Annotated in this window: 18 protein-coding genes, 1 tRNA gene and 1 pseudogene; 12 read left to right on the top strand and 8 right to left on the bottom strand. The window is 65.2% G+C overall.

All coding sequences use genetic code 11. The features are described from left to right. Positions 1-32 precede the first annotated feature (32 nt). From ING15_RS08000 to ING15_RS07970, 7 genes are all read right to left on the bottom strand, one after another. Entirely contained in the window at positions 33-1,262 is a 1,230-nt protein-coding gene (locus tag ING15_RS08000) for a long-chain fatty acid transporter (RefSeq protein ID WP_232845631.1), read from the bottom strand. A 424-nt stretch (positions 1,263-1,686) separates the two neighbouring features. Then, positions 1,687-4,527 carry a valine--tRNA ligase gene (locus ING15_RS07995; RefSeq protein WP_206454262.1) on the bottom strand — a complete coding sequence of 947 codons (2,841 nt, stop codon included), beginning with the start codon at positions 4,525-4,527 and terminating at the stop codon, positions 1,687-1,689. 145 nt (positions 4,528-4,672) lie between these two features. Beyond that, positions 4,673-5,704 (bottom strand): PopZ family protein, encoded by a 1,032-nt coding sequence (locus ING15_RS07990; protein WP_206454261.1) that lies wholly within the window; start codon positions 5,702-5,704, stop codon positions 4,673-4,675. A 177-nt stretch (positions 5,705-5,881) separates the two neighbouring features. After that, on the bottom strand, positions 5,882-7,336 hold the full coding sequence (locus ING15_RS07985; protein WP_456298352.1) for a TolC family outer membrane protein: 1,455 nt from the start codon (positions 7,334-7,336) through the stop codon (positions 5,882-5,884). A gap of 162 nt (positions 7,337-7,498) precedes the next feature. Then, a complete protein-coding gene (locus tag ING15_RS07980; RefSeq protein WP_206454259.1) occupies positions 7,499-8,155 on the bottom strand; it encodes a protein-L-isoaspartate O-methyltransferase family protein in 657 nt (218 codons plus the stop codon). A 118-nt stretch (positions 8,156-8,273) separates the two neighbouring features. Further along, on the bottom strand, positions 8,274-9,728 hold the full coding sequence (locus ING15_RS07975) for a RimK family protein (RefSeq protein WP_206454258.1): 1,455 nt from the start codon (positions 9,726-9,728) through the stop codon (positions 8,274-8,276). An 11-nt stretch (positions 9,729-9,739) separates the two neighbouring features. Beyond that, on the bottom strand, positions 9,740-10,912 hold the full coding sequence (locus ING15_RS07970; protein WP_206454257.1) for a peptidase C39 family protein: 1,173 nt from the start codon (positions 10,910-10,912) through the stop codon (positions 9,740-9,742). A gap of 364 nt (positions 10,913-11,276) precedes the next feature. Between ING15_RS07970 and ING15_RS07965 the strand changes: the two genes are divergently transcribed. Beyond that, positions 11,277-11,350 (top strand) — tRNA-Cys (locus ING15_RS07965). Between the two features lie 243 nt (positions 11,351-11,593). On the opposite strand, the gene ING15_RS07960 is transcribed toward ING15_RS07965, so the two are convergent. After that, complete coding sequence (locus ING15_RS07960) at positions 11,594-11,857, bottom strand: cyclic nucleotide-binding domain-containing protein (protein ID WP_206454256.1); 264 nt, start codon at positions 11,855-11,857, stop codon at positions 11,594-11,596. A gap of 509 nt (positions 11,858-12,366) precedes the next feature. Here ING15_RS07960 and ING15_RS07955 point away from each other — a divergent pair. The 11 genes and pseudogenes from ING15_RS07955 to ING15_RS07905 all read left to right on the top strand — a co-directional run bounded on the left by ING15_RS07955 (position 12,367) and on the right by ING15_RS07905 (position 22,758). Then, on the top strand, positions 12,367-12,588 hold the full coding sequence (locus ING15_RS07955) for a hypothetical protein (protein ID WP_206454255.1): 222 nt from the start codon (positions 12,367-12,369) through the stop codon (positions 12,586-12,588). Then, positions 12,585-15,770, top strand: coding sequence for a formate dehydrogenase (gene fdh / locus ING15_RS07950; protein WP_206454254.1), 3,186 nt, complete (start codon positions 12,585-12,587; stop codon positions 15,768-15,770). Before ING15_RS07955 ends, fdh begins: the two co-directional genes overlap by 4 nt. Continuing rightward, positions 15,767-16,615, top strand: a complete 849-nt coding sequence (locus ING15_RS07945; RefSeq protein WP_206454253.1) for a 4Fe-4S dicluster domain-containing protein — start codon at positions 15,767-15,769, stop codon at positions 16,613-16,615. The genes fdh and ING15_RS07945 overlap by 4 nt, the downstream gene beginning before the upstream one ends. Beyond that, positions 16,612-17,661 (top strand): NrfD/PsrC family molybdoenzyme membrane anchor subunit, encoded by a 1,050-nt coding sequence (nrfD, locus tag ING15_RS07940; RefSeq protein WP_206454252.1) that lies wholly within the window; start codon positions 16,612-16,614, stop codon positions 17,659-17,661. Before ING15_RS07945 ends, nrfD begins: the two co-directional genes overlap by 4 nt. Continuing rightward, positions 17,658-17,954: a hypothetical protein gene (locus ING15_RS07935; RefSeq protein ID WP_206454251.1), complete on the top strand. Its 297-nt coding sequence runs from the start codon at positions 17,658-17,660 to the stop codon at positions 17,952-17,954. The genes nrfD and ING15_RS07935 overlap by 4 nt, the downstream gene beginning before the upstream one ends. A gap of 157 nt (positions 17,955-18,111) precedes the next feature. Next, a pseudogene (locus tag ING15_RS19445) lies at positions 18,112-18,306 on the top strand (phosphonate C-P lyase system protein PhnG); the annotation flags it as partial. Between the two features lie 146 nt (positions 18,307-18,452). Beyond that, positions 18,453-18,653, top strand: a complete 201-nt coding sequence (locus ING15_RS07925; RefSeq protein WP_232845630.1) for a PhnE/PtxC family ABC transporter permease — start codon at positions 18,453-18,455, stop codon at positions 18,651-18,653. 2 nt (positions 18,654-18,655) lie between these two features. After that, positions 18,656-19,339, top strand: coding sequence for a DUF1045 domain-containing protein (locus tag ING15_RS07920; protein WP_206454250.1), 684 nt, complete (start codon positions 18,656-18,658; stop codon positions 19,337-19,339). Between the two features lies 1 nt (position 19,340). After that, a complete protein-coding gene (locus ING15_RS07915) occupies positions 19,341-20,468 on the top strand; it encodes an alpha-D-ribose 1-methylphosphonate 5-triphosphate diphosphatase (protein ID WP_206454249.1) in 1,128 nt (375 codons plus the stop codon). After that, complete coding sequence (phnN, locus tag ING15_RS07910) at positions 20,458-21,138, top strand: phosphonate metabolism protein/1,5-bisphosphokinase (PRPP-forming) PhnN (protein ID WP_206454248.1); 681 nt, start codon at positions 20,458-20,460, stop codon at positions 21,136-21,138. The genes ING15_RS07915 and phnN overlap by 11 nt, the downstream gene beginning before the upstream one ends. Positions 21,139-21,795: 657 nt before the next feature. Further along, the gene (locus tag ING15_RS07905; RefSeq protein ID WP_206454247.1) at positions 21,796-22,758 is read left to right on the top strand and encodes a Bug family tripartite tricarboxylate transporter substrate binding protein; all 963 of its coding nucleotides are present in this window, start codon (positions 21,796-21,798) and stop codon (positions 22,756-22,758) included. Positions 22,759-22,770: the final 12 nt, after the last annotated feature.

Genomic DNA, 22,770 nt, shown 5'->3' with positions numbered 1-22,770 from the left:
GCCTCGGACTTTGAAGTCCGGGAACTTGCCGATCAGAAGTTCAGCTTGATCGAAGCATTTCCGGCCAGCACGATATCGTCGCCGACGGTGGCGTTGAAATAGGCCCCGTCGCTGATCGACTGTTCGCCATCAGTCCAGTAGCCGACGAGGCCACCGACGCGGATTTCGCTCCACTTGTTGGCCTTGAACGAGAGTCCGCCAGCAACTGTATACAAGTCGGTGTAGGTCGTCTCCGACCCCGTCGACACGCCACGATCGTAGCCGATCGAGATCGCACCGGCGATTTCCTCGTTGAAGGCGCGGCCGATGCCGATAGAGGCGGTGTAGCCGTCGCGCCAGTTGTAAGGAGAGACGCTCGAAGAGGTCCCGCGCGTGGTTGTAATCGAACTGATCGCGGACTTGTTGGTGCTCCAGTCCGTCCAGCGGAAGGACGCGAGCAGCAGCGTGCCCTCGGCGATGCCAGTCTGCGCGTTGATGTAGAGGCTCTGTGGGCTGGTAACCTCGTTGAAGCTCGACGTTCCGACAGCCACCGGCGTGCCGACCGGCGGCGCGGCGTTGGGGATGACCACCTGTTGACCGCCCCCGCCGATCACATAGGCGTCGCCCGCAGCAGCTACTGTACCGGTGCCGGTAAACGTGTCGTGGGTCACTTCCGAACGATAAAGCACCTGGGCGCGCAGCGCGATCTCCGGCTTCTCATAGGCAGCACCGATGCGATAGCCGAGACTGTAATCACTCCGGGTATCGACGGAGGTCTGGACCGGCAGCAAGATCGGTTGCCCACCCAGTACCCCGATCGGAGTATTGGAGGCGCTTGTGCCCGTGAAATTGAAGTCTTCGGCAAACGCACCGCCCAGCAGACTGAACCGGCCCATGTCGCTGCTGTAGCTGGCGCGGCACGTCATGCCGAACTCGTTGGAATCGAACTCATTGACGAGCGTGCGCGATCTGGCAGTCGGTCCGGGCGGCAGTGCCCCACCGGGCGAGCCCGTGTAGTCCGATTCCGCCGCGAAGGAGATGATGTAGGTACCGGCGCAACCGAAATTTTCGCCGCCGAAGCCGATCGCATAGGTCGGAATGTTGTAGGCTTGGGTGTAGTCGCCGAAATCGCCGCTCTGGCCATTGATCGAATCGAAGCCGCGCATCGGATTCACATAAATCAAGCTTGTCCGCATTGAGACCGGTCCCGACTCATACAGAATGTCGGTGTCGGCCGTACCGCGCTGGAAGCCCCCCGCGAGCGCCGTCGTCGTCAGCGCCATACTCGCAATCGATGCGCAGGCAATCAGGTTTCGAGATTTCGTCATGGCCCCCCCGTTTCAAGCTCCCGTATCGAAAGAGCTTATGCCCAGGGAGTTGACGCAAACGTAAACGAGAAATTCGATCGGCGGAACGGCCCTGCTGAAACTGGGACCAACTTGCGGCAGCGGCGCAACAGGATAAAGGAAGATCATTCATAACCTTAGAAATCGTCGCGGAGATTTTGTATTTCCTACAAAATCCGCAGATCGACGACGGTCTCGATGCGACCTGACATAGTGCGCATCATCGCCTCGGTCCGCCGGCGGCGAGCTTTCGCACCGCTAGCGTGCCAAAAATGTGACAAGGCTCGCCGTCCGTGTGAGCCAGGTGACGGCGAAGGTGATTCGCCGTCGCCGAGAGGGCGATGGAACTCCCTTGTGGCCGCTATCGCAGCCGCTCGAGTCCGGCGGCAAGTTTCTCGGCTTCGAGCCGATAAGCCTCGCGCTTTTCCCGCTCCTGCTCGACGACCTCTTCCGGCGCATTGGCTACGAATTTCTGGTTCGACAGCTTGCGGTCGATCCGCTCGATCTCGGCCAATGCCTTTGCCTGCGACTTTTCCAACCGGCTCCGCTCCGCCGCGATGTCGATCATGCCGGCCAGCGGCAGGGCGAAGGTGGCGCCCCCCGCGATGATCTGGGCCGACTGGTCGGGCGCGCCATCGCTGGTCTCGATCGAGGCAAGCCGGGCCAATCGCTTCAGCGCCGTGCCGTGTCGCTCGAGTCGCGCCGCCGTCGCCGCGTCGGGCGCGATCGCCAGCAGCGCCGCTTGCGCCCCCGGCGGCACGTTCGTCTCGGCGCGAACCGAACGGATCTCAGACACCACCGCGATCAGCCAGTTGATGTCGTCGGCGGCGTCCGGATCGGCGAAATCGAGCGACGGCCACGCCGCATGACACAGGAGCGAGGGTCGGCTCTCGGTCGTCGTCGCCCACAATTCCTCGGTCATGAACGGCATGAAGGGATGCAACAGCGCATAGATGCGGTCGAGCACCGATCCCATGACGATCCGCGTTTCGTTCGCCGCCGCCTCGTCGCTGCCGCCAAGGGTCGGCTTGGCGAGCTCCACGTACCAGTCGCAGAACAGGTTCCACACGAAGCGATAGAGCGTTGCCGCCGCGTCGTTGAAGCGGTAGGCGCAGATCGCCGCTTCGGTGTCGGCAATGGTGCGGCCGAGTTCGGTGACGATCCAGCGATTCAACGGCAGCGTCAACGGTGCCGGATTGAGCGCGGCGCCATGGAGCGCGCCGTTCATCTCGGCGAAACGGGTGGCGTTCCAGAGCTTGGTGCCGAAATTGCGGTAGCCGGCAATGCGCTGCGGATCGAGCTTCACGTCGCGGCCCTGGGCCGCCATGATCGCCAGCGTAAAGCGCAGCGCGTCGGCACCGTATTCGTCGATCAGATCGAGCGGGTCGACGACGTTGCCCTTCGACTTCGACATCTTGGCGCCGGTCTTGTCGCGGACCAGCGCATGGACATAGACGGTATGGAACGGCTCCTCGTCCATGAACTCCAGCCCCATCATCATCATCCGGGCGACCCAGAAGAAGATGATGTCGAAGCCGGTGACCAGCACGCTGGTCGGATAATAGGTGGCAAGCTCCGCCGTCTCGTCCGGCCAGCCCAGCGTCGAAAACGGCCACAGCGCCGACGAGAACCAGGTGTCGAGAACGTCTTTATCGCGATGCAGGAAGCCGTCGCGGCGAGCCGGATCGGCCGCCATCGCCTTGGCTTCGTCATCAGAGATCGTGCCGTTCATCACGTAATGGGCGAGCGCAGCGGCGACCGCTTCCTCCTCGCTCTTTTCGACGAAGATTTCGCCGTCCGGCCCGTACCACGCCGGAATCTGGTGCCCCCACCAGAGCTGGCGCGAGATGCACCAGGGCTGGATGTTTTCCATCCAGTCGAAATAGGTCTTTTCCCAGTTCTTCGGCACGAATTTGGTCCGGCCCTCGCGCACGCTGGCGATCGCCGGCTCGGCCAGGGTCTTGGCATCGACATACCACTGGTCGGTGAGAAACGGTTCGATCGGAACCCCGCCGCGGTCGCCATGCGGCACCGTATGAGCGTGGTTTTCGACCCGGTCGAGATAGCCGCGATCCTCCATCATCGTCACGATCATATCCCGCGCGGCAAAGCGATCCTTGCCATCGAGCTCGGCGATCGTGCGATCGAGGTCGCCCGACGGCTCGACACCGTCGAGAAAATCCGGATTCTCGGCCAGCGTGATCACCGCACCAACCGTCAGGATGTTGATCTGCGGCAGGTCGTGGCGCTTGCCGACCTCGAAATCGTTGAAATCATGCGCCGGCGTCATCTTCACCGCGCCGGTGCCTGCCTCAGGATCCGGATAGTCATCGGCGATGATAGGAATGCGGCGGCCGACCAGCGGCAGGATGACATGCTTGCCGACGAGATTCTTGTAACGCGGATCATCCGGATGAACGGCGACGCCGGTATCGCCCAGCATGGTCTCGGGCCGCGTCGTCGCCACCACCAGATGGTCGCGGGTTTCGTATCCCGCTGGTTCGCCGTCCGAAGGTTTCCAAGCGGTGCGGTTGCCCTCCTCGTCCAGATTGTAAGGATGCTCATAGGTGACACCGTCGGCCAACGGATAGCGGAAATGCCAGAGATGGCCCGCCACCTCCTTCTGCTCGACCTCGAGGTCCGAGATCGCCGTCAGCAGCTTCGGGTCCCAGTTGACCAGCCGCTTGTCCTTGTAGATCAGCCCCTTGCGGTAAAGCTCGACGAACACATGGAGAACCGCCTTCGACAGGCCCTCGTCCATGGTGAAGCGTTCGCGCGACCAGTCGCAGGACGCGCCGAGCCGGCGCAACTGGTCGAGGATCGCGCCCCCGGATTCGCCCTTCCACTGCCAGACCCGGTCGACGAACGCGTCGCGCCCCATGGCGCGGCGATTCGGCTCCTGCCGCTCCATGAGCTGCCGCTCGACGACCATCTGCGTGGCGATGCCGGCGTGGTCGAGGCCCGGTTGCCATAGAACGTTCTTGCCCCGCATCCGTTCGAAGCGGATCAGGATGTCCTGCAACGTATCGTTCAGGGCGTGCCCCATATGGAGCGAGCCGGTGACGTTGGGGGGTGGTATCACGATCGAGAAAGCTTCGGCGTCCTCGGCCGCTCCCGCCCCGGCCCGAAAGGCGCCGGCCTTCTCCCAGCGTTCGGCAATGCGCGGCTCGATCGCCGCGGCGTCGTAGGTCTTTTCGATCATCACATGTCCGGTGGCCCCGGCACGGGGCATTGCCCGAGGGCGTTGAAGCGTGCCTTCCGGTTACAGCCTCGCTTTCGCGGCTGTCAACGAAGAGCGGTTCGCGACAGGCGCCCAAAGTCCCGTAGAACAACCCTCGTCGGCGCGATCAGCGGCGGCCGCCGCGCGCGACCCGCTCGATTTCCTCGCGGACGAGCTTTTCGACCAGGCTCGGCAGATTGTCGTCCAGCCATTCCTGCAGCATTGGCCGCAGAATCTCGCCGACCGTCTCGTCGATGGAGTTCAGATGCTCCTCACGAATGACGCGTGCGAGATTGTCGAAGGATGCCGCCACACGGCTCCCCGTCTCTTGTGAAATCAATTCGTGGATCGGAGCGTTGGTCGCGTTTCCATGAACGGTCTCCGCCGCCTCTGAATCCGGCTCTTGCAGGTCTGCCGGTAGATCGTGCTGGACCGCCTCGGTGGCGGTGGCAGCCGGCGGCAACGCCGCCTCGGCCGGACCTGCATCCGCTGCATCTCGGCGTTCTTCCATTTGCGATTCGGACGCGATCAAGCTTGCGTTCTCGTTCAGCTCCCACGTAAATTCGTCTTCGTCGAATTCGCCGATGGCGTCCGCTTCATCGCTCCCGCCGCCCGGATCGCTCCCGCCGGCCAGCTGGTCGCTATCCGGCGATAAGTCCGCGGTTTCGTCCTCGTCGCTCTCGGATGCAAACGCCGGCGAGACCGCCCGCAGACGCGCGGCCGACGGCACTGACCCGTCGCCGGATTCACCCAATCCGACCTCGTCCTGCGCCATTCCGGCCGCTTGCCCATCCGGCAAACGGCTCGCCTCGGCAACAGGCTCAGCGTTCAGGCCTCGTCCCGACCGATCGTCGAAAGCCTCGTCTGGCTGGTCGGCAAACGCGGCATCGACCGGTTCGACGGGCGGCACGATCCCCAGTCTGGGACGCTCGGGCGCATTGGCGCGCTCTGATTTCGATGGGGTTTCGGCTCTCCAGACCACCGCATCGGCCGCCAGATCCGCGGCCTTGCCGGCGGTGTTTGCCGGCTCGCCATGCAAAGGCTCGAGGTCACGCGCTTTTGTCGCGGCGACCGTCTCATCGCCACTCTCGATAATCCGCCTGATCGAGGCCAAGATTTCGTCCATCGACGGCTCATGGGCCGGAAGGGCATTGCTCATGGGACGCTCCCGCAAATTCCGCGACAGGGGCCGACCCTATCGATCGAATCATGCGCGAAGCCTAAATGGAAAGAACCCCGGCGTGAATCCCGCAAGCTCTTTGGCTGAAACTATCACCAGCTTCTTGGGCGAGGCTGTCGCGATGGCCGTCTCGCCCGCGATCCTCAAGCGGAGCGCTCAGCGCCCGTCCGGCGTTCTCAGGCCGTACCACTTGTCGTGGACCTGTTCGTAATGCTCTTCCGGCTTGTAGGTCTTGCCGGCCAATCCGAGCCGCTCAGCCGACAGACGGCCGGTGGCCGAGACCACGGCATAGCCGGCGACCACCTCGTCGCGTTGCGATCCGACGAGTAGGATTTGCGCCGAGATCACCTCGGCCTGGGCATCGAGCACGTCGAGCGTGGTTCGCTGGCCGACGTTGCGCTCCTCGATCACGCCATCAAGTGCCAGGCGAGCGGCCCGCGCCTGCGCCTGAAAGCCGGTAATATTGGCGCGCGCCGCCTGCAATTGTGCCCAGGCGCTGGCCACCGCAGTTCTCACCTGATCGCGTGTTCCGTCGACCTCGATCCGGCGCTGGCCGAGCACTTCCTTGGACTGGCGCACCTGGGAACTCGCGCGCCCGCCTTGATAGATAGGGATGGTAAGTTGCGCTCCGATCGTCGCCGACACCTGGTTCTGGGTATTGACGCTGGGCCGCCCGAGCGAACTATTGACGCCGGGCAGGTCGCCTCCTCGGCTCTCGCTCAGTGCATAGGTATCGTCGACGCGGCCGGTCAGGCTCAGTGTCGGCAGCAGCGCGCCTTCGGCCGACTTGACTTGAAAAGCCGCGGCGTCAACGGCGGCCAGCGTCGCCAGAATGGCCGGATGCTCGCGCTGAGAGATGGCAAACGCCGAATCGAGCGACTTCGGGATGTAAGCCGAAGGAGCTCTGCCCGGCTGGAGATTCCTTGGCGGATTACCCACGACATCGAAATAGGTCGCCTCGCTGGAGGCCACCTGCGCCAGCGCGCTGTTGAGCAGCGCTGTGGCAAGCGCCTGCTGGGACTCGGCTTGGGCCACGTCGGTGCGCGTCCCCTCACCCACCTCGAAGCGCGCCCGCGACGCGCGTACCTGCTCCTGCAGGAAGCCAAGATTCTGGCGGCGCAGCGCGGCGATCTGCCTATCGCGTAGCACGTCCATATAGGCGGTCGCCGCATCGAACAGCGTATTCTGCTCGGTATTGGCGAGGTTTTCCCGCGAGGCGCGGACCTGTGCCTGCGCGGCGGCGACGTTGTTGGGTGTCTGGAACCCGTCGAACAGCGTCTGGTTGAGCTGGATGCCGAAGCCGATTGATTCCGTCCGTGCAGTCTGGGACGAGATATCGTCGCCGAAGGTCGTCCGACTCCGGGTGGCGTTGGCTGAGCCTACCCCGCTGACGAACGGCCTGAGACCCGCCCGCGCCTGCGGAACATTCTCGTCAGTGGCGCGCAATTGCGCTCGCGCCGAATTCAGCCCCTGACTGTTGGCATAGGCTTTAGCCAGCGCTCCGGTCAGGGTTTCGGCCGCCGCGGTGGCGGGGACCGATGCGACCACACCGACTACAAGAGCGGCGGTAATCCAAATTCTACTACGCAACCCGATGACTCCAAACCGCAGACAACGCGTATCACAATGGAGCAATGCCACCACAGCGACCATTCGGCTTGTCCGTCCCATAGGGGGACTATCTGATCAGTTTCCCGCCCCCTGGATCAAGAGGCAAGCCGGCACCTGGAATGCTTTGCGCGGCAACGACACATATCTGCAACGACCGGCCGCTCAGAAAACGAACTCCCGCCTCTTCTCGAATCCCGGAAGCGGCTTGACGCTGCAGTTGAAGCCGAACCGGTCCGAGACGATGCCATTCTCGTCCTTGAAGTAAAGCTTGGCCGAGGCGGCGTTGCCGACGCCCTCAACGACCACGAGACGCCCGCCTTCGCGCAACTGCTCCAAGAAGGTGTCCGGCAAGCACCCGACCGCCCCTTCGAAGACAATCACGTCGTAAGGCGCCTCGGACGGGTAGCCATCCTCCAGCTTTCCCTCGACGACGACGCAGGTGACGTAGTCGAGTCGCATCAGATTCTCGCTGGCGAACGCGGCGAGTTCGACGTCCTCTTCCAGCGCGACCACCGAGCCAGCGAGATGCGACAGGACTGCGGATGAGTAGCCCGTCCCGCATCCGACATCGAGGACGACGTCCTCGGGCGTGACCGCGGCAAGTTGCAGGAGCTTGGCGAAGGGCGACGCTTCCATCAGATAGCGACCGTGGCCGAGCGGCAGATCCTCGTCGATATAGGCCAGCGGCTTGCGCGACGAGGCGGGCACGAATTCTTCCCGCGGCACCTGCAAGAACGCCCGCAGGATGTCATGACGGGTCACGTCCGTGGTGCGGATCTGGTTGTCCACCATTTTCGTGCGGGCAGTCTCGAAATCCATGGCCAAAGTCCTCGTGTCTTGCCGCATCGTCGCCTTGCGGCTGCCCGTTTTCCATAGTCGCGGCTCCGGTCGCACGCAAGGCGCGACGGCCGTTCACGACGGCCCGATCCACGACGTTTCAGCGCTCGATGCGGTCGATGAACCACCGGGTGAGACGGGTCCAGACCTCGTCCTTCTCCGCAATATCCTCGATCCCATGCTCGAGGTTCGGATTGTCGTTGACCTCGATCAGGAACACCCCATCGTCCGTCTCCTTGAGATCGACACCGTAGAGTCCCTCGCCGATGCAGCGGGCCGCCCTCAGTCCGGCATCCAGCACATGCGGCGGCGCATCGCCTAGCGAGAAAGCCTTGAACCCACCTTCCAATGGCCGCCCGCCATTGTCATGGTTGATGATCTGCCAGTGACTCTTGGCCATCAGATACTGAACCGAGAACAAGGGCTCACCACCGAGCACGCCAATTCGCCAGTCGAAGCTGGTCGGCATGAACTTCTGTGCAATCAGAAGATCGCTGTCTTCCAGCCAGGCATTGGCCAGCGCTGCGAGACCGGCGACGTCGTCGACCTTCTTTACCCCGCGCGAGAACGACCCGTCGGGGATCTTCAGCACCATCGGAAAGCCCAGTTCGTCCGCCGCCCGGGCGAGGTCCTCCTTGCCCCCGATCATCACCGACGACGGCGTGGCGACACCGTTGGCGGCCATCAGTTCGTTGAGATAGACCTTGTTCGTGCAGCGGATCATCGAGATCGGATCGTCGATGACCGGCATGCCCTCCTGCATGGCGCGGCGAGCGAAACGGTAGGTGTGATTGGAGATCGAGGTCGTCTCGCGGATGAACAAGGCATCGAAATTCGCCAGCCGCGGCAGATCCTTGCGACCGATCGGTTCGACATCGACACCGAGCCGGGCGGCGATGCGTGCCCAGTGCCGCAATGTACCGACCGACGATGGTGGCATCGCTTCCTTGGGATCGTAGAGCGTCGCGAAGGCGTATTTCGCCGGCGTCTTCGCCTTCGCGACACGCCATTGGCGGGCGGTGTATCGTTCCATCGCGGCCAACAGGCGCGCGGTCTCGACATCGTCGAGCTTGCCGATCGAGGCAAAGCCGATCCGGCGGATCCGCGACCGCCCGTTCTTCGGCTCCAGATGGACCTCGAGGGCCGGCGCCCGAAACCAGTCGAAGATCAGTTTGGCGAAGCGGTCGAGGCGAACATCCTCGGCAGTACCAAAATAGATGCGGATCGGCGGGGCCGGCGCATCGCTCTTGTCGAACGCCTTGGCGAGCGCGGCATCGAGTTCGGGCAAGGCGTTTTCGTAAAGCTTCTTTTCCGACAGGTCGATCATCGTCTCGACCGACGGGACGATGCGGTGGCCGCGGGCTTCGGCCAGCAGCGACGCGTAGTAGCCGCGGCTCTGGTACGCGTAGGAGCGCGACAGGTTGATGACCTTGGGCCGTTGCCCTCGGAAGAGGCCCGGTCGCGCGAGATACTCGCGACTGGTCATGATCTTGTGCGGCGTCGCGCCGTTGTCGAGATCGGACGCGCGCCCGACGAGGACGACCCATTGAGACATTGGACGACTTCTTATGACTCGCGCCGAGAGAGGAAGACGGCGGCGCGGAGGCCGACCTTGCCGAAACGCGCGATCCGGTCAAACGTTTCGTAAGGAATTGGAAGGCTGGCTGCGTCGGCGATCGACTCGCCACGTTCGTCCGCCACCCAGGGATCATGGATGACGATGTGCCGTCCGTCATCGCCGTGGGCAAGCACCCAATGCGGCACCTTCTTGTCGAACATGTGATAGCCCGAGATCAGGACCACCGCCGTCTTGCCGGCGGAGATGGCCGCGCGTAGTTCGACCAGAGTGAACGGACGGATGACGACGGGAATCCCGTAGGCGTCGGCGCGGCGGCGAAAATCTTCCTGGGCCAGCGCCATCACTCGCTGCTTCTCCGCGCTGCGGACGCCTTCCAGGAACAGGTCGCCGGGCTCCGACACATGAATTTCGGCGTCGAGTCCGGCTTCATGCGACGCCACCGCCAGGCCATAGGGCTCACAGCCGCCGGGGCCGGACATCATGAAGATCGTGGTTGCCTCGCGCCAGAGGCGGATCTCCGCCACCGGCTCCAGCACAAAACCGGGAACATCCCGCGCCAGCGCCATCATCAGGCAGCAGGCGCCGCAGGTGAAGTCCGTCGTCTGCTCGTAATAGGGAACACCCGTCTCGATCGCCTGGTCGCCCCGCAAGGTCTTTTCAAAGCGCAACGCCGGCATGTGATCGGCATAATAATCGAGATAGCGTCCGATCGAACGAAAATGGCGGGAGCGATAGAGCGCGATCGCCGCGGCATTGTCCTCGCGAACCTCAAGTCGAAGGGCGATGCGGTCGCGATCGAAGGCTGCGGATTCAGCCGCTTCGAGCAGCTTTCGACCGATCCCACGCCCCGACGCATCCGGTGCGATGGCAAGGGAGTAGAGCCGCGCAAGCCCCGTGCCGCGACGCAGCAGGATGGCCGCGTAGCCGACGACCCGGCAGGCTTGTGCATCAAGTCCGCCATCCTCGGCGACGAGCACGATCGCACTGTCAGCGCCGACGAGATTACGAAACGAGCGGCGTGAGATGCGATCGACATCGAAAGCAGCCACCTCGATCTCGACCAGCCGATCGACATCATCCGTCCGAGCCGCACGAATGAGGCTATCGGCGGCGTTGGGGCTGGCAGGCGCGGAATGCGCTCGCGAATGGCTTCGAATCATCTTCTGTCTGTCGGGACGCTCAGCTGCGAATTTGACTAGGCGTGCGCCCAATCCCGACGGTTGGCAAGACATGACGCGCGCCCTTCCCGCCCCCTAGCCGACAAGGCGATGCAAGCCTGCGGAAGATTTCAGACGAATGCGACAAAGGACCGGATGCCAGCTGAGGAACGGGTGTCGGTTGGCGATACGACGACGGCCGGCACGCAACGAGATGGCGCAGGATGCCGCGTCTATGAAATCACGCGCTGAGCGGCGCCAATGTGCCGCGATCGCTCGGTCAGGACGGCGGAAGGACCGGATTTTCCGGATGAAATTTTCCGGCCTTGCGGAAACCCAACGAAATCCGTAGGTACGGCGCCGATGAGGCCTCGTGGCGGAGTGGTTACGCAGAGGACTGCAAATCCTTGTACGGGGGTTCGATTCCCTCCGAGGCCTCCATTCCTCTGTACGCACCCCTTAAAGATGTCGTTGCCGTCTTGGGCGTAGCCTGGGCGCCGACTTCAGAGACTACGCCGTAGAGGTCGTGATAGCCTTGGGGAATGCGCACGCAGCTGCCGACCTGGCCGACGCGGTAGCTGCGCCCGCCGATGATTGCGATGCCCGAAGCAACCGAATCCGCCTGGCACACGCTGATCGTGGCGCCGGCGACGCTCCCGACCCGTCCGAGAAAGGTTGGCGCCGTCACGCGTTCGTCACTGGGGCCGGAGAACGGCGCACCGCTAGCATGATTCCGAGGAATTCGTGGGTCAGCGGGATCCTGTCGCCGTCGATGCGGTCGTGGCACATCAGCAGCCAGCGGGTGAGCCGGGCCTCGACATTGTAGCCGGCGTTGGACAACGTCGTCTGCGCCGTCTGCAGGTTGAAAATATACAGCCATGGCAGCAGCCGCCGGCATCTGACGCAAGAGACGGTTGTCTGGCTCGATGGGAGTATTCCGCATGGCATCGCCCGCTCCTGGGGCGGAAGCCGATGCGCTCACAGCCGCGTGCGCCTGGTCGACCCTGCACGCGGTCGTTGGACCTATGGCATCCCGCAGCGGAAAGATACGGCTCGTGCGCCTTTGTACGCTAGCTGACCCTTGAAATCCGGGACTTTCCGGCGCCGGTGCTGCTCGATAAGGGTGAGTTACGATCCGACCGTTGCCGAAGATGCCGCGATGATCCAACCCTTGCTGAGAACCCTGCGTCGCGCCGGCTCGCTGACCCCGTGTGCCAGTGGGCGAGCGGTTCCCGATCGGGGAGACTGCCTCCGCCACCAAGGCCCCGCCCGCGCGGGAAGTGCTGGCCGACAGCCGCACCATGAAGGGCGGCGGAGCGGCTGGCGTGGCGACGCCAGGCGCCGCGCCCGCGAAGGTGGACTGCGTAGCAGAGGGAGAGCCGCAATTGCGCACCAGACGTCCGGGGCGGAACCTCACCGGCCGGCGGTGCGTTTCGAAGCGATATCAGGGAGGCCTCGTGGCGCGCATCTCAGGCATAATTTCGGTCGTGCAGGAAAGTCGGTTCCGGCTCTCCACTGGTGATGGACGGTCGATCATCTTTACCCTCGCCGGCGATGCGACTCTGGAGCCGCAAGATCTGCAGTCACTGGTTTCTGGACCGGAGGTGGAGATCATCTTCAGCGCCCAAAGCGGCCGCAAGGCGATGACAGCCCACTGTATCAGGGAGGCAGGCCCATGAGGCGCGCAGCTCCCCGGACGGGGCAGAGGGCAAGGCACTTTCTGCGCAATTGGTCCCTGCCGCGGCAGGTCCGGGGAGAGAGCCACCGTTCCGATGCCGCCCGCAGCGAGATGTCGGACGGCCTGCGCCCGCGCCTCGAACAGGCCGACAGGGTCGGCGTCAGTGTCTGCCCCTACTGTGCCGTCGGTTGCTCGACTCTGATGTACGCGCGTGACGGTCGGCTGATCCACGTTGAGGGCAACCCGCAAAGCCCGATCAACGAGGGCACGCTCTGCCCGAAGGGCGCAACGCTCTTCAGCCTCCACGCCAGCCCGACGCGCCTGACAAAGGTGAAATACCGCGCCCCTTACTCCACCGAGTGGGAAGAGCGGCCATTGAACTGGGCGATGGAGCGGATCGCGCAGTTGACGAAGCGGACCCGCGACGAGACCTTCGTCGAGGCGTTGCCGAACGGCGTCCGGGTGAACCATACCCTCGGCATTGCCTCGCTCGGTGGCGCGACCCTCGATAACGAAGAAAACTACCTCATCAAGAAGGTGTTCGGCGCGGGCCTCGGCATGGTCTTCATCGAGAACCAGGCGCGGGTCTGCCACTCGAATTCCGTCCCCGGCCTCGGCGCGTCGTTCGGGCGGGGCGCGGCGACGATGCCGCAATGGGACCTCGCCAATTCGGACTGCGTGCTGGTCATGGGCTCCAACATGGCCGAGGCGCACCCGATCGCGTTCCGCTTCGTGATGCAGGCCAAGGAGCGTGGCGCCAAGGTCATCCACGTCGACCCCCGCTTCACCCGCACCTCGGCCCTGGCCGACATCCACGCCTCGATCCGGACAGGGACCGACATCGCGTTCCTCGGCGGCGTGATCCGGCACTTGCTCGAGAACGATCTCTGGTGGCGCGACTGGGCGATCCCCTACACCAACCTCGCCACGATCATCGAGGACGGCTTCCAGAGCCCGTCCGAGCGCGAGGACGGCCGCTTCTCGGGCTGGAACGCCAAGAAGGGCGCCTACGACTACGACAGCTGGCAGTACGAGGGGATGGTCGTCCCCTCGGCCCTCTCCGAGCATTACCTCAACACCGCCGAGTCCTTCTCGGAGATGACCAGCCGCCTCACCGACAAGCCGCCCCGGCAGGACCCGACGCTGCAGCACCCGATGTGCGTCTACCAGATCCTCCGCCGGCACTACGCGCCCTACACGCCCGAGATGGTCGAGGAGGTGACCGGCTGCCCGCGGGATCTGTTCCTGAAGATAGCCGACACCCTCGCCGAAGCCTCTGGCCCAGATAAAACCGGCGCCATTGCCTACGCCGTCGGCTGGAACCATCACACCGTCGGCGTGCAGATGATCCGCTCGGCCGGTCTCGTGCAGTCTCTCCTAGGCAACGTCGGGCGGCCCGGCGCGGGGATCATCGCGCTCCGCGGCCACTGCTCGATCCAGGGCTCGACCGACATCCCGACGCTCTACAACATGCTGCCGAGCTACCTGCCGCAGCCAAACGCATTCAAGCCACAGGCGCAGCACTACGACCAGTTCCTCGACGACGAGACCATGCCGACCGGCTGGTGGAACAACTTTCCCAAGTACATGACCAGCCTCCTGCGCGCCTATTACGGCGACGCGGTCTCGCCCGAGAACGAGTGGGGCTTTCACTGGCTGCCCAAGATCGTCGGCGACCACAGCCAGCTGGCGCTGACGTTGGCCATGAACGACGGCGTTGTGAAGGGCCTGTTCCTGATGGGCCAGAACGTCGTCATGGGCGGCTCGAACAGCCAGATGATCCAGCGCGGGCTCGCCAAGCTCGATTGGCTGGTGGTGCGCGACACCGACATGGTCGAGGCGGCGAACTTCTGGGAGAAGGGCCACCCCGTCCGCAACGGCGAGATCCGCCCCGAGGAGATCGGCACCGAGGTCTTCTTGATGCCGGCCGAACTCGCCGGCGAGAAGGGCGGGACCTTCACCAACACGCACCGTCTGGTGCAATGGCACGACAAGGTGGTCGACGGTCCGGGCGACAGCCGCTCAGAACTCTGGTTCATGTACCACCTCGGCCGCCGGATGAAGGCGCTCTACGCGGACAGCAAGCAGGAGCACGACCGCCCGATTCAGGCGCTGACGCTCGACTACCCGCTGGTGAACGAGCGGGGCGACATCGACGGCGAGGCGGTGCTGAAGGAGATCAACGGCTACACCTGGCCCGAAAAGCGCCTACTCGAGGACTTCAACGAGCTGAAGGACGACGGTTCGACCGCCTGCGGCTCGTGGCTCTACTCCGGCGCCTATCCCGGCTTCAACAAGACCCGTGAGCGCAAGGCCGACGGGCCCGACGGCCCCGGGAGCCATCTCGGCTGGGCGTTCGCCTGGCCCGACAACCGCCGCAACCTCTACAACCGCGCCTCCGCCGACCCGGAGGGCAAGCCGTGGTCGGAAAAGAAGCGCCTCGTCTGGTGGGACGAGACAAAAGGCGAGTGGCAGGGTACCGACGCCATTGACTTCGAGCCGACGAAGCGCCCCGACTACCGTCCGGACTGGGAGAAGGGCGCCACCGGCATGGACGCGATCGGCGGCGCCGAGCCGTTCATCATGATGCCGGACGGCCGCGCCGCGATCTACTCGCCCTCCGGCCTCAAGGACGGGCCGCTGCCGACGCATTACGAGCCGGTGGAGAGCCCTGGCCGCAATCCGCTCTACGCGCAGCGGCAGAGCCCGGTCGCCAAGATGTTCCCCCGTGATGACAACCCGCTGCACGAGCCGGGCGATCCGCGCTACCCGCACGTCCTCACCACCTACCGCCTGACCGAGCACCATTGCGGCGGCACGCCCACGCGCGGCGTGCCCCACACCGCCGAGCTTCAGCCCGAGGGGTTTGCCGAGCTGCCGCCCGAGCTTGCGGATGAGCTCGGCGTGCGGACGCTCGACTGGATCGTGATCTCGACGGCCCGCGGCGCCATCGAGACCCGCGCCATGGTGACGGAACGCCTGCGGCCGCTGCGGTTCGACGGCCGGTGGATCTACCAGGTCGGCATGCCCTGGCATTTCGGCTGGGAGGGCGAGGCGACGGGCGACATCGCCAACGTCCTGACCGCCGCGGTCGGCGACCCGAATACGTCGATGCACGAGAACAAGTCGCTCACCTGCGCCGTCCGCGCCGGACGCCTGACACGAGGAGTGGCCGCCGAATGAGCTTTGATGCGCCCCACGAGGCCGAACAGACCGCCGACACACGGATCGAGCCTGGCCGCGCCTACGGCTTCTTCACCGACACCTCGGTCTGCATCGGCTGCAAGGCCTGCGAGGTCGCCTGCAAGGAATGGAACCAGCTCCCCGCCGAGGAGGGCGGCCTCTCGGGGATGAGCTACGACAACACCGTTGACCTCTCCGCCACCACCTGGCGCCACGTCGCCTTCATCGAGCAGATGGACCACCGCCCCGACGGCGAGACGCCCGAGTTCCAGAGCCGCTGGCTGATGTCGTCCGACGTCTGCAAGCACTGCGACCCCGCGCCATGCCTCGAGGCCTGCCCGACGGGCGCGATCTTCCGCACCGAGTTCGACACCGTCGTCGTGCAGCAGGACATCTGCAACGGCTGCGGTTACTGCGTGCCGGCCTGTCCGTTCGGCGTGGTCGACCTCGACGAGATCGACGGCAAGGCACACAAGTGCACCATGTGCTACGACCGACTGAAGGGGGGTCTGGAGCCTGCCTGCTCCAAGGTCTGCCCCACCGACTCGATCCAGTTCGGCCCAATCGACCAGTTGATCCCCCGCGCCGAGGGCCGCGTCGCCGCCCTGCACGAGCGCGGCACGACCGACGCCTACCTCTACGGCGCCCCCGGCCACCCCGGGGCCACCGGCGGCATCGAGAAGCTGAACGCCTTCTTCCTGCTCCTCGACCGGCCGGAGGTCTACAACTTCCCCGCCGCGCCGACGCGCCCCGCCGAGCGCATCGGCACCGCCCTCGGCACCGGCCTCGCCGCCTTCGCCGGTCTCGCCCTCGTTGCCACCGTCCTTCTCGGAGACCGCAGATGACCGGCCGTTCGTTGCACTCCACGAATTCCCGCCAAGGATCCGGCCCGGAGGAGGACGATCCCGCACGCGCCCTTCCGCGGGGCTGGCGCGGCGAAAACTATTACGGCCAGCCGCCGCTCAAGAACCCGCAATGGGACTGGAAGGTCAGCGGCTACATCGCCGTCGCGGGCACCGCTGGGGCGGCGCAGGCGCTCGCCTTCCTTGGCGCGCTCCGAGACCGCAGGGCGTTCCGCGCCGCCCGGCGCAATGCCAACCTCCTCGGTCTCGCCGGGATGGCCACCGGCTCGGCGCTACTGGTCGCGGACTTGAAGACGCCGCGACGCTGGTACAACATGCTGCGTATCCTGCGCCCCACCTCGCCCATGTCCTTCGGCACCTATATCCTCGGCGCGTTCGGCCTCGCCACGACAATCTCCGCCCTCGGCGACCTTCCCGCCGTGCGCCGTCACCCCCCGCTGCGCCGCGTCGCCGATGGGGCACAAGTCGGCGCGGCGGTGAGTGGTGCAGGGGCCGCCACTTATACGGCGGCGCTGATGTCGGCCACGTCTAACCCGTACTGGGCCGCCGCGCCGGGCGGCCTCGGCGCGCAGTTCGCGACCTCCGCCGTCGCAGCCGGGGCGGCGGCACTGGCGCTGGGTGAGCGGGCGGGCGGGCGAAAGCGCATTGCGGAGCGGCTGGAGGACGTCGCCGTCACAGCAACTCTCGCCCATATCGGCGCCACCCTCGCCGCCGGCCGCCGCCGCCGCCAAACGGGCGTCGAGCCGGCCGTTGCCGATTCCGCGCGCAAGTCGGAGGCGGCCGACCTGGTTATCGCCGGCGCCATCCCGCTCGCGGCTTACGCGCTGAGCTACGCTGCCGGGCGCCGGGCACCGGCCGCCGCGGTCGCGGGATCGCTCGCGGTCCTCGCCGGCAGCTTCGTGATGCGCCACAGCATCCTCGACACCGGCAAGCGCGCGGCAAGTCGACCCGAGGCGGCCTTTTCGCTGGCGCAACCGCGGCACCTGCCGGGGACGCAGCGCCGCCGCCTCACGGGACGCTCGAAATGAACGCCGAGCTGCAGCGGCATGTTCACGAGGCGATTGCCCGGCTCGATCACGTGCTCGAGCGCGGAGCCGACGCATCCCACGCCGAGATCCAGGCCGCCACGCTCTCGATCCTTGCTTTTCGCGACCGCGCGCTGAAGATGCACCGCGAGGGGACCGCCTCTAAGACTTACCTCGACAAGGCGAATGTGCTCCTGAGCCTCGCCTACGGCGGAGAGTTCCCGCTGAGCGGCCTGCACCACAACCGCTTCGAACAAACGCGCGACGGCCTGCGGCAGATGCTGGACGGCGCGTAGGCTGCTACTGGCAGGACGACGTCGTCACCACTGGAAACAGCGACCACACCGTCGCCACCAGCCGGACCCAGCCCGTCATCGTACCGACGGCTTATTGCTCGTTTCGTCCTCGTGCTTGACCTCCTTCCCGAAATGCTCGCGAAGGTCGTCGCAGCCGGCGACGACGCTGCGCGCGCCGGAAGCCGGGTTGGTCATGCGGCGCGGCCGGATTGGCGGCGGCGCGCCTTTCAATCTGGGCGAGGCGTGCGTTGCCAGGGCGAGCGTGCGCCTCGCGTCCGGCGAAGTCGGCCACGCGATGGTGCTCGGCCGCGACACCGACCATGCGCGGCTGGCCGCGTTCTTCGACGCCGGCTGACAGCGCGCCGACTGGCACGCCGCGATCGCGGCCGAGGTGTTCGAACCGACCTTGCGCCGAAAAGCTGAGGCCGATCTGAAATCCGCCGAGGAGACCGAGGCGACCCGCGTCGATTTCTTCATCATGGTGCGGGGAGACGACTGATGCGCGAGGAAAGGACCGCCGGCAACGTGCGGGCGGCGACGGTGCTGGGGGTCATCGGTGCCGGCGGCATTGGCCAGGTGTTGTTCGAATCGATCCGCGGCTTCTATTATCCGCAATCCGCCGCCATTCTCATCATCGTGGTTGCGACCGTCATCTTGACCGATCTTCTGTCCCAGCAGCTGCGCCGGTTCGTCACCTGACCATGCGCGCGGCGATCTTCTTCACCCCGCCGGCCGACGCCGCGCTGACACGCGCCGCCGTCCAGTGGCTTGGCCGTGGCGCCTTCGACGGCGAGCCGACCCGAGATAGCGATCCGGCGATCGACAGGCTGGTCGCGGAGCCGGCCCGCTATGGCTTCCATGCGACCATGAAGGCGCCCTTCCGTTTCGCCGACGGCGCCGATCTCGCCGACCTCGACGCCAGCCTCGCCGACTTCTGCGCCTCGCGCGAGCCGGTGGCGATCGACCGCCTCGTCATCGCCGCCCTCGGGCCGTTCTTCGCCTTCGTCCCCGAACGCTCTCCCCCGGCGCTCAGCGAACTCGCCGAGACTGTCGTGCGGACCTTCGACCCATGGCGGGCGCCGCTGACGGACGAGGAATACCGCAGGCGCCGGCCGGACCGGTTGAGCGAGCGCCAGCGTGAGAACCTGACGGAATGGGGTTATCCCAATGTCCTGAAGGATTTCCGCTTCCATATGACCCTGACGGGTCCGGTCGAAGCAAACGAAAGGGCCAGCGTCGAGGCCAGGCTGCGCGAGCGCTTCGCCGATGTCGACGGCGCGCCGCTTTCGGTCGACCGGCTGGGCATCTTTATCGAGCCGGAGCCCGGCGGCCCCTTCCACCTGCATTCTCTCCATCCGTTCCGCCCTCCCATCGAAGACCGCTGACATGCCCGACGAAACAATTCTCACGAACGCCCGCATCGTCCTTCCGGACAGGGTGATCGACGGCCATGTCGTCATCCGCGACGGCCGCATCGCAGCAATCTGCGACGGTCCGGCGGCATCCGGCGAGGACATGGACGGGGACACGGTCATCCCCGGCCTCGTCGAATTGCACACCGATCATATCGAGGGTCATTACATCCCGCGCCCGAAGGTCTTGTGGAACAAGATGGCGGCGATCCAGGCCCATGACGCGCAGATCGCCGCCTCCGGCATCACCACCGTCTTCGACGCGCTGCGGGTCGGCACCGACGAGAACGCCACGCTGACCTCCGGCGACATGGCCGAGATGGCGGACGCGATCGACCGGGCGGTCGTGGAGGGCCGCGTGCGCGCCGACCATCACATTCATCTCAGATGCGAGGTATCGGCGAGCGACGTGGTCGAGGGCTTCAACAAGATCGAAACGAATCCGCGGCTCAAACTGGTCTCGCTGATGGATCACGCACCGGGCCAGCGGCAGTTCGCCGATCTGAACGCCTATCGCATCTACTATCAGGGCAAGCTGGGACTGTCGGACCGCGAGTTCGCGGCCTTCAGTGCCAGGCGGCGGGCCGAATCGGCGAAATTCGCGCCGCAAAGCCGCCTTGCGATCGCCGACCGCTGCCGCGTGCGCGGCATCGCGGTCGCCTCCCATGATGACGCGACGTCCGCCCATGTGGACGAAGCGATCGCGCTCGGCACAAGCGTCGCCGAGTTTCCGACGACGGTCGCGGCCGCCAGGGCTTCGCGCGAGGCCGGCCTGCATGTGCTGATGGGCGCGCCGAACATCGTGCGCGGCGGCTCGCATTCGGGAAATGTCTCGGCGATCGAACTCCTGCGCCTCGGCGTCCTCGACGTGCTGTCGTCCGACTATGTGCCATTTTCGATGCTCCAGGCGGTCTTTCATCTCGCCGATCAGGGCGCGGCCGATCTGCCGGATGCCATCCGATTGGTGAGCCAAAACCCGGCCGAAGCCGTCGGCCTTACCGATCGCGGCGCGATCGCCGAGGGCCTGCGCGCCGATCTCGTGCGCATCCGCGCGACGCCGGTGGTCCGCTCGGTCTGGCGGGAGGATCACCGTGTCGCCTGACACCGGCGCCGGCCAACGCGGCGCGGTGGCTCCTGTCGAAAACGGTTTGCCCGGGCCGTTCGTCGCGGTAGTCGGACCAAGCGGCGTCGGCAAGGATTCGCTGCTGGCGATCGCCGCCGCGACGCTCGCTCCGGACACCGGCTTCTTCTTCCCCCGCCGCGTCGTCACCCGCATTGCGCTCGCGGAGGCGGAAGATCATGACAGCCTGACGCCAGCGGCGTTCGCCATGGCCGAGGCAGAAGGTGCCTTCTGCCTGACGTGGTCGGCGCACGGCCTCTCCTATGGCCTGCCGACCGAGATTTCGAAACGCCTGGAGGCCGGCGAAGCCGTCGTCGCCAACATCTCGCGCGGCGCTTTGCGAAACGCGGCGGAACGCTTCCCCCGCCTTTACGTCATCGAAATCACCGCCCCGCGCCACCTGCTCGTCGAGCGGATCGCCGCGCGAGGCCGGGAGTCCCCGGAGGAGATCGACCGGCGACTACGACGCCAGACGACGCTCGACGTGCCCCTCGGGGTCGAAGCGATCCATCGCATTGACAATGCCGGGGCGATCGACGCGGCGGCCGCCGCCTTTGTTGCCATCCTGCGACGGGTCGGCGACAACGCGCCGGCCACGCTGCCCGGGTCAGTGGTCGCCAGTTCGCCCGTTCCAAAAATCGACGATCTATGAAGCACCTGACTGGATCGGCTTACGGGATATATGATCGGGCCGAGGCGCACGGCCATTCCGGGTCGCGCAAACGATCTGCTTGCTCAGAACCGGCTCGTTGGGAAACAGCAATTGCACCCATAGCCTTTTCGGCTGGGCATTCAACGATGATGAAGGCACCGGAATCCGTAGTGCGCGAAACGGGCTGCGCTTCCCCGGGAAACGACCAAAGGACGCAGCATCCCCTGGTACCAGATTCACCTGACCCGATACCGATCGTGTTCATCCATGGGCCGACTTACAGAACCGTGACGGCGGCACAATGATATAGATGGGAGCGATCCACCGAAAGCGGCTTGGGCCCCCGTTCCAGCATCCGCAAGCTAACGAGACGCATCGCAAGATATTCGACCTGTTCGCGAATTCTTGAATCTGACTCTGCGAGCCGGAAAGCATGGTCGACATCGAAAGCGAACGGCTGCATTGGCGAGACATCGAGAGCCTGGAGTCCAGCAAGCATGGCTTGCCAATATCAGGTATACCACTTAGGCTTCTTGTCACCTGTAGCCGGGACGGTGCTGACCATGCAGCCAGTCGCCCATTCCCACAGAGATCACTGGACGTCGCCGGCGCACAACGGCCGGCGGGCCTTCCGGAGAGAGAAAGTTAGATACAATCATGCTGGTCAATCTGAAGAATCTGGTTATCGCGGGCGCGGTATCGCTTTCGACGCTGACAGGTCTGGTCACAGCCACGCAGGCTCAGGACTATCCTGAGCGGGCTATCGAGTTCATCGTCCCCTGGGGTCCCGGCGGCGGCAGCGACACCTTGATGCGGATCGTCGCCAACAATGCCGAGCAATATCTCGGCCAGCCCCTGGCGGTAATCAACATGCCGGGCGTCGGCGGGACCGTCGGCCTGACCGAAGCCAGCAAGCGCGACGCCGACGGCTATACGATCAGCCAGATCCATGAAGGCCTGCCGGTCGCGAACAAGACGGGCCTGACGGATATCAACTGGGATACGTTCGACCCGATCGCGCTGATGACGTCGTCGCCGCAATATCTGGTCGTGCGCGCCGACAGCCCTTGGAAGACATTCGAGGAGTTCGTGGCCTACGCCAAGGAAAATCCCGGCGCGATCAAGACCGGCGTCACGCTCGGCGGCGTCCCGCATCTGCACGCGGCGATGATCGAGGACGCGGCGGGCATCGAGCTGTCCTATGTTGGCTACGAGGGAACCGGTGAGCGTATTCGGGCCCTTGTCGGCGGCAATCTCGACGCGGCCATCGGCGACATCTCCTCGTCGTTGGAATTCGTCAAAAACGGCGATCTGCGGTTCCTGGCGACCGGCGCGGCCGAGCGCCTGGACGCCACTCCCGACGTTCCGACGCTGAAGGAACTCGGCCATGATCTCGAACTGACGATCACCCGCGGTATCGTGATGCCGAAGGGGGTGCCGAAAGAGGCGCGCGATACGCTTGAATCGGCGCTCGAGAAGCTGTCGCAGGACCCGGCCTTCGTCGAACAGATCAACAATGCCGGCGCCGAGGTCGATTTCCGCGGCCAGGAAAAGTATCGGACATACCTGGAAAAACTCGATGCGACGATCGATCGCCTGGTGGGCCGTCTCGCGGGATGATCGTTCCGGACG

Origin of the sequence: Aurantimonas marina, assembly GCF_017183135.1 — a bacterium.
Taxonomy (GTDB): Bacteria; Pseudomonadota; Alphaproteobacteria; order Rhizobiales; family Rhizobiaceae; genus Aurantimonas; species Aurantimonas marina.
Note: the sequence above shows the minus strand (reverse complement) of the source record. Positions and strands in the feature narration are given on the sequence as shown.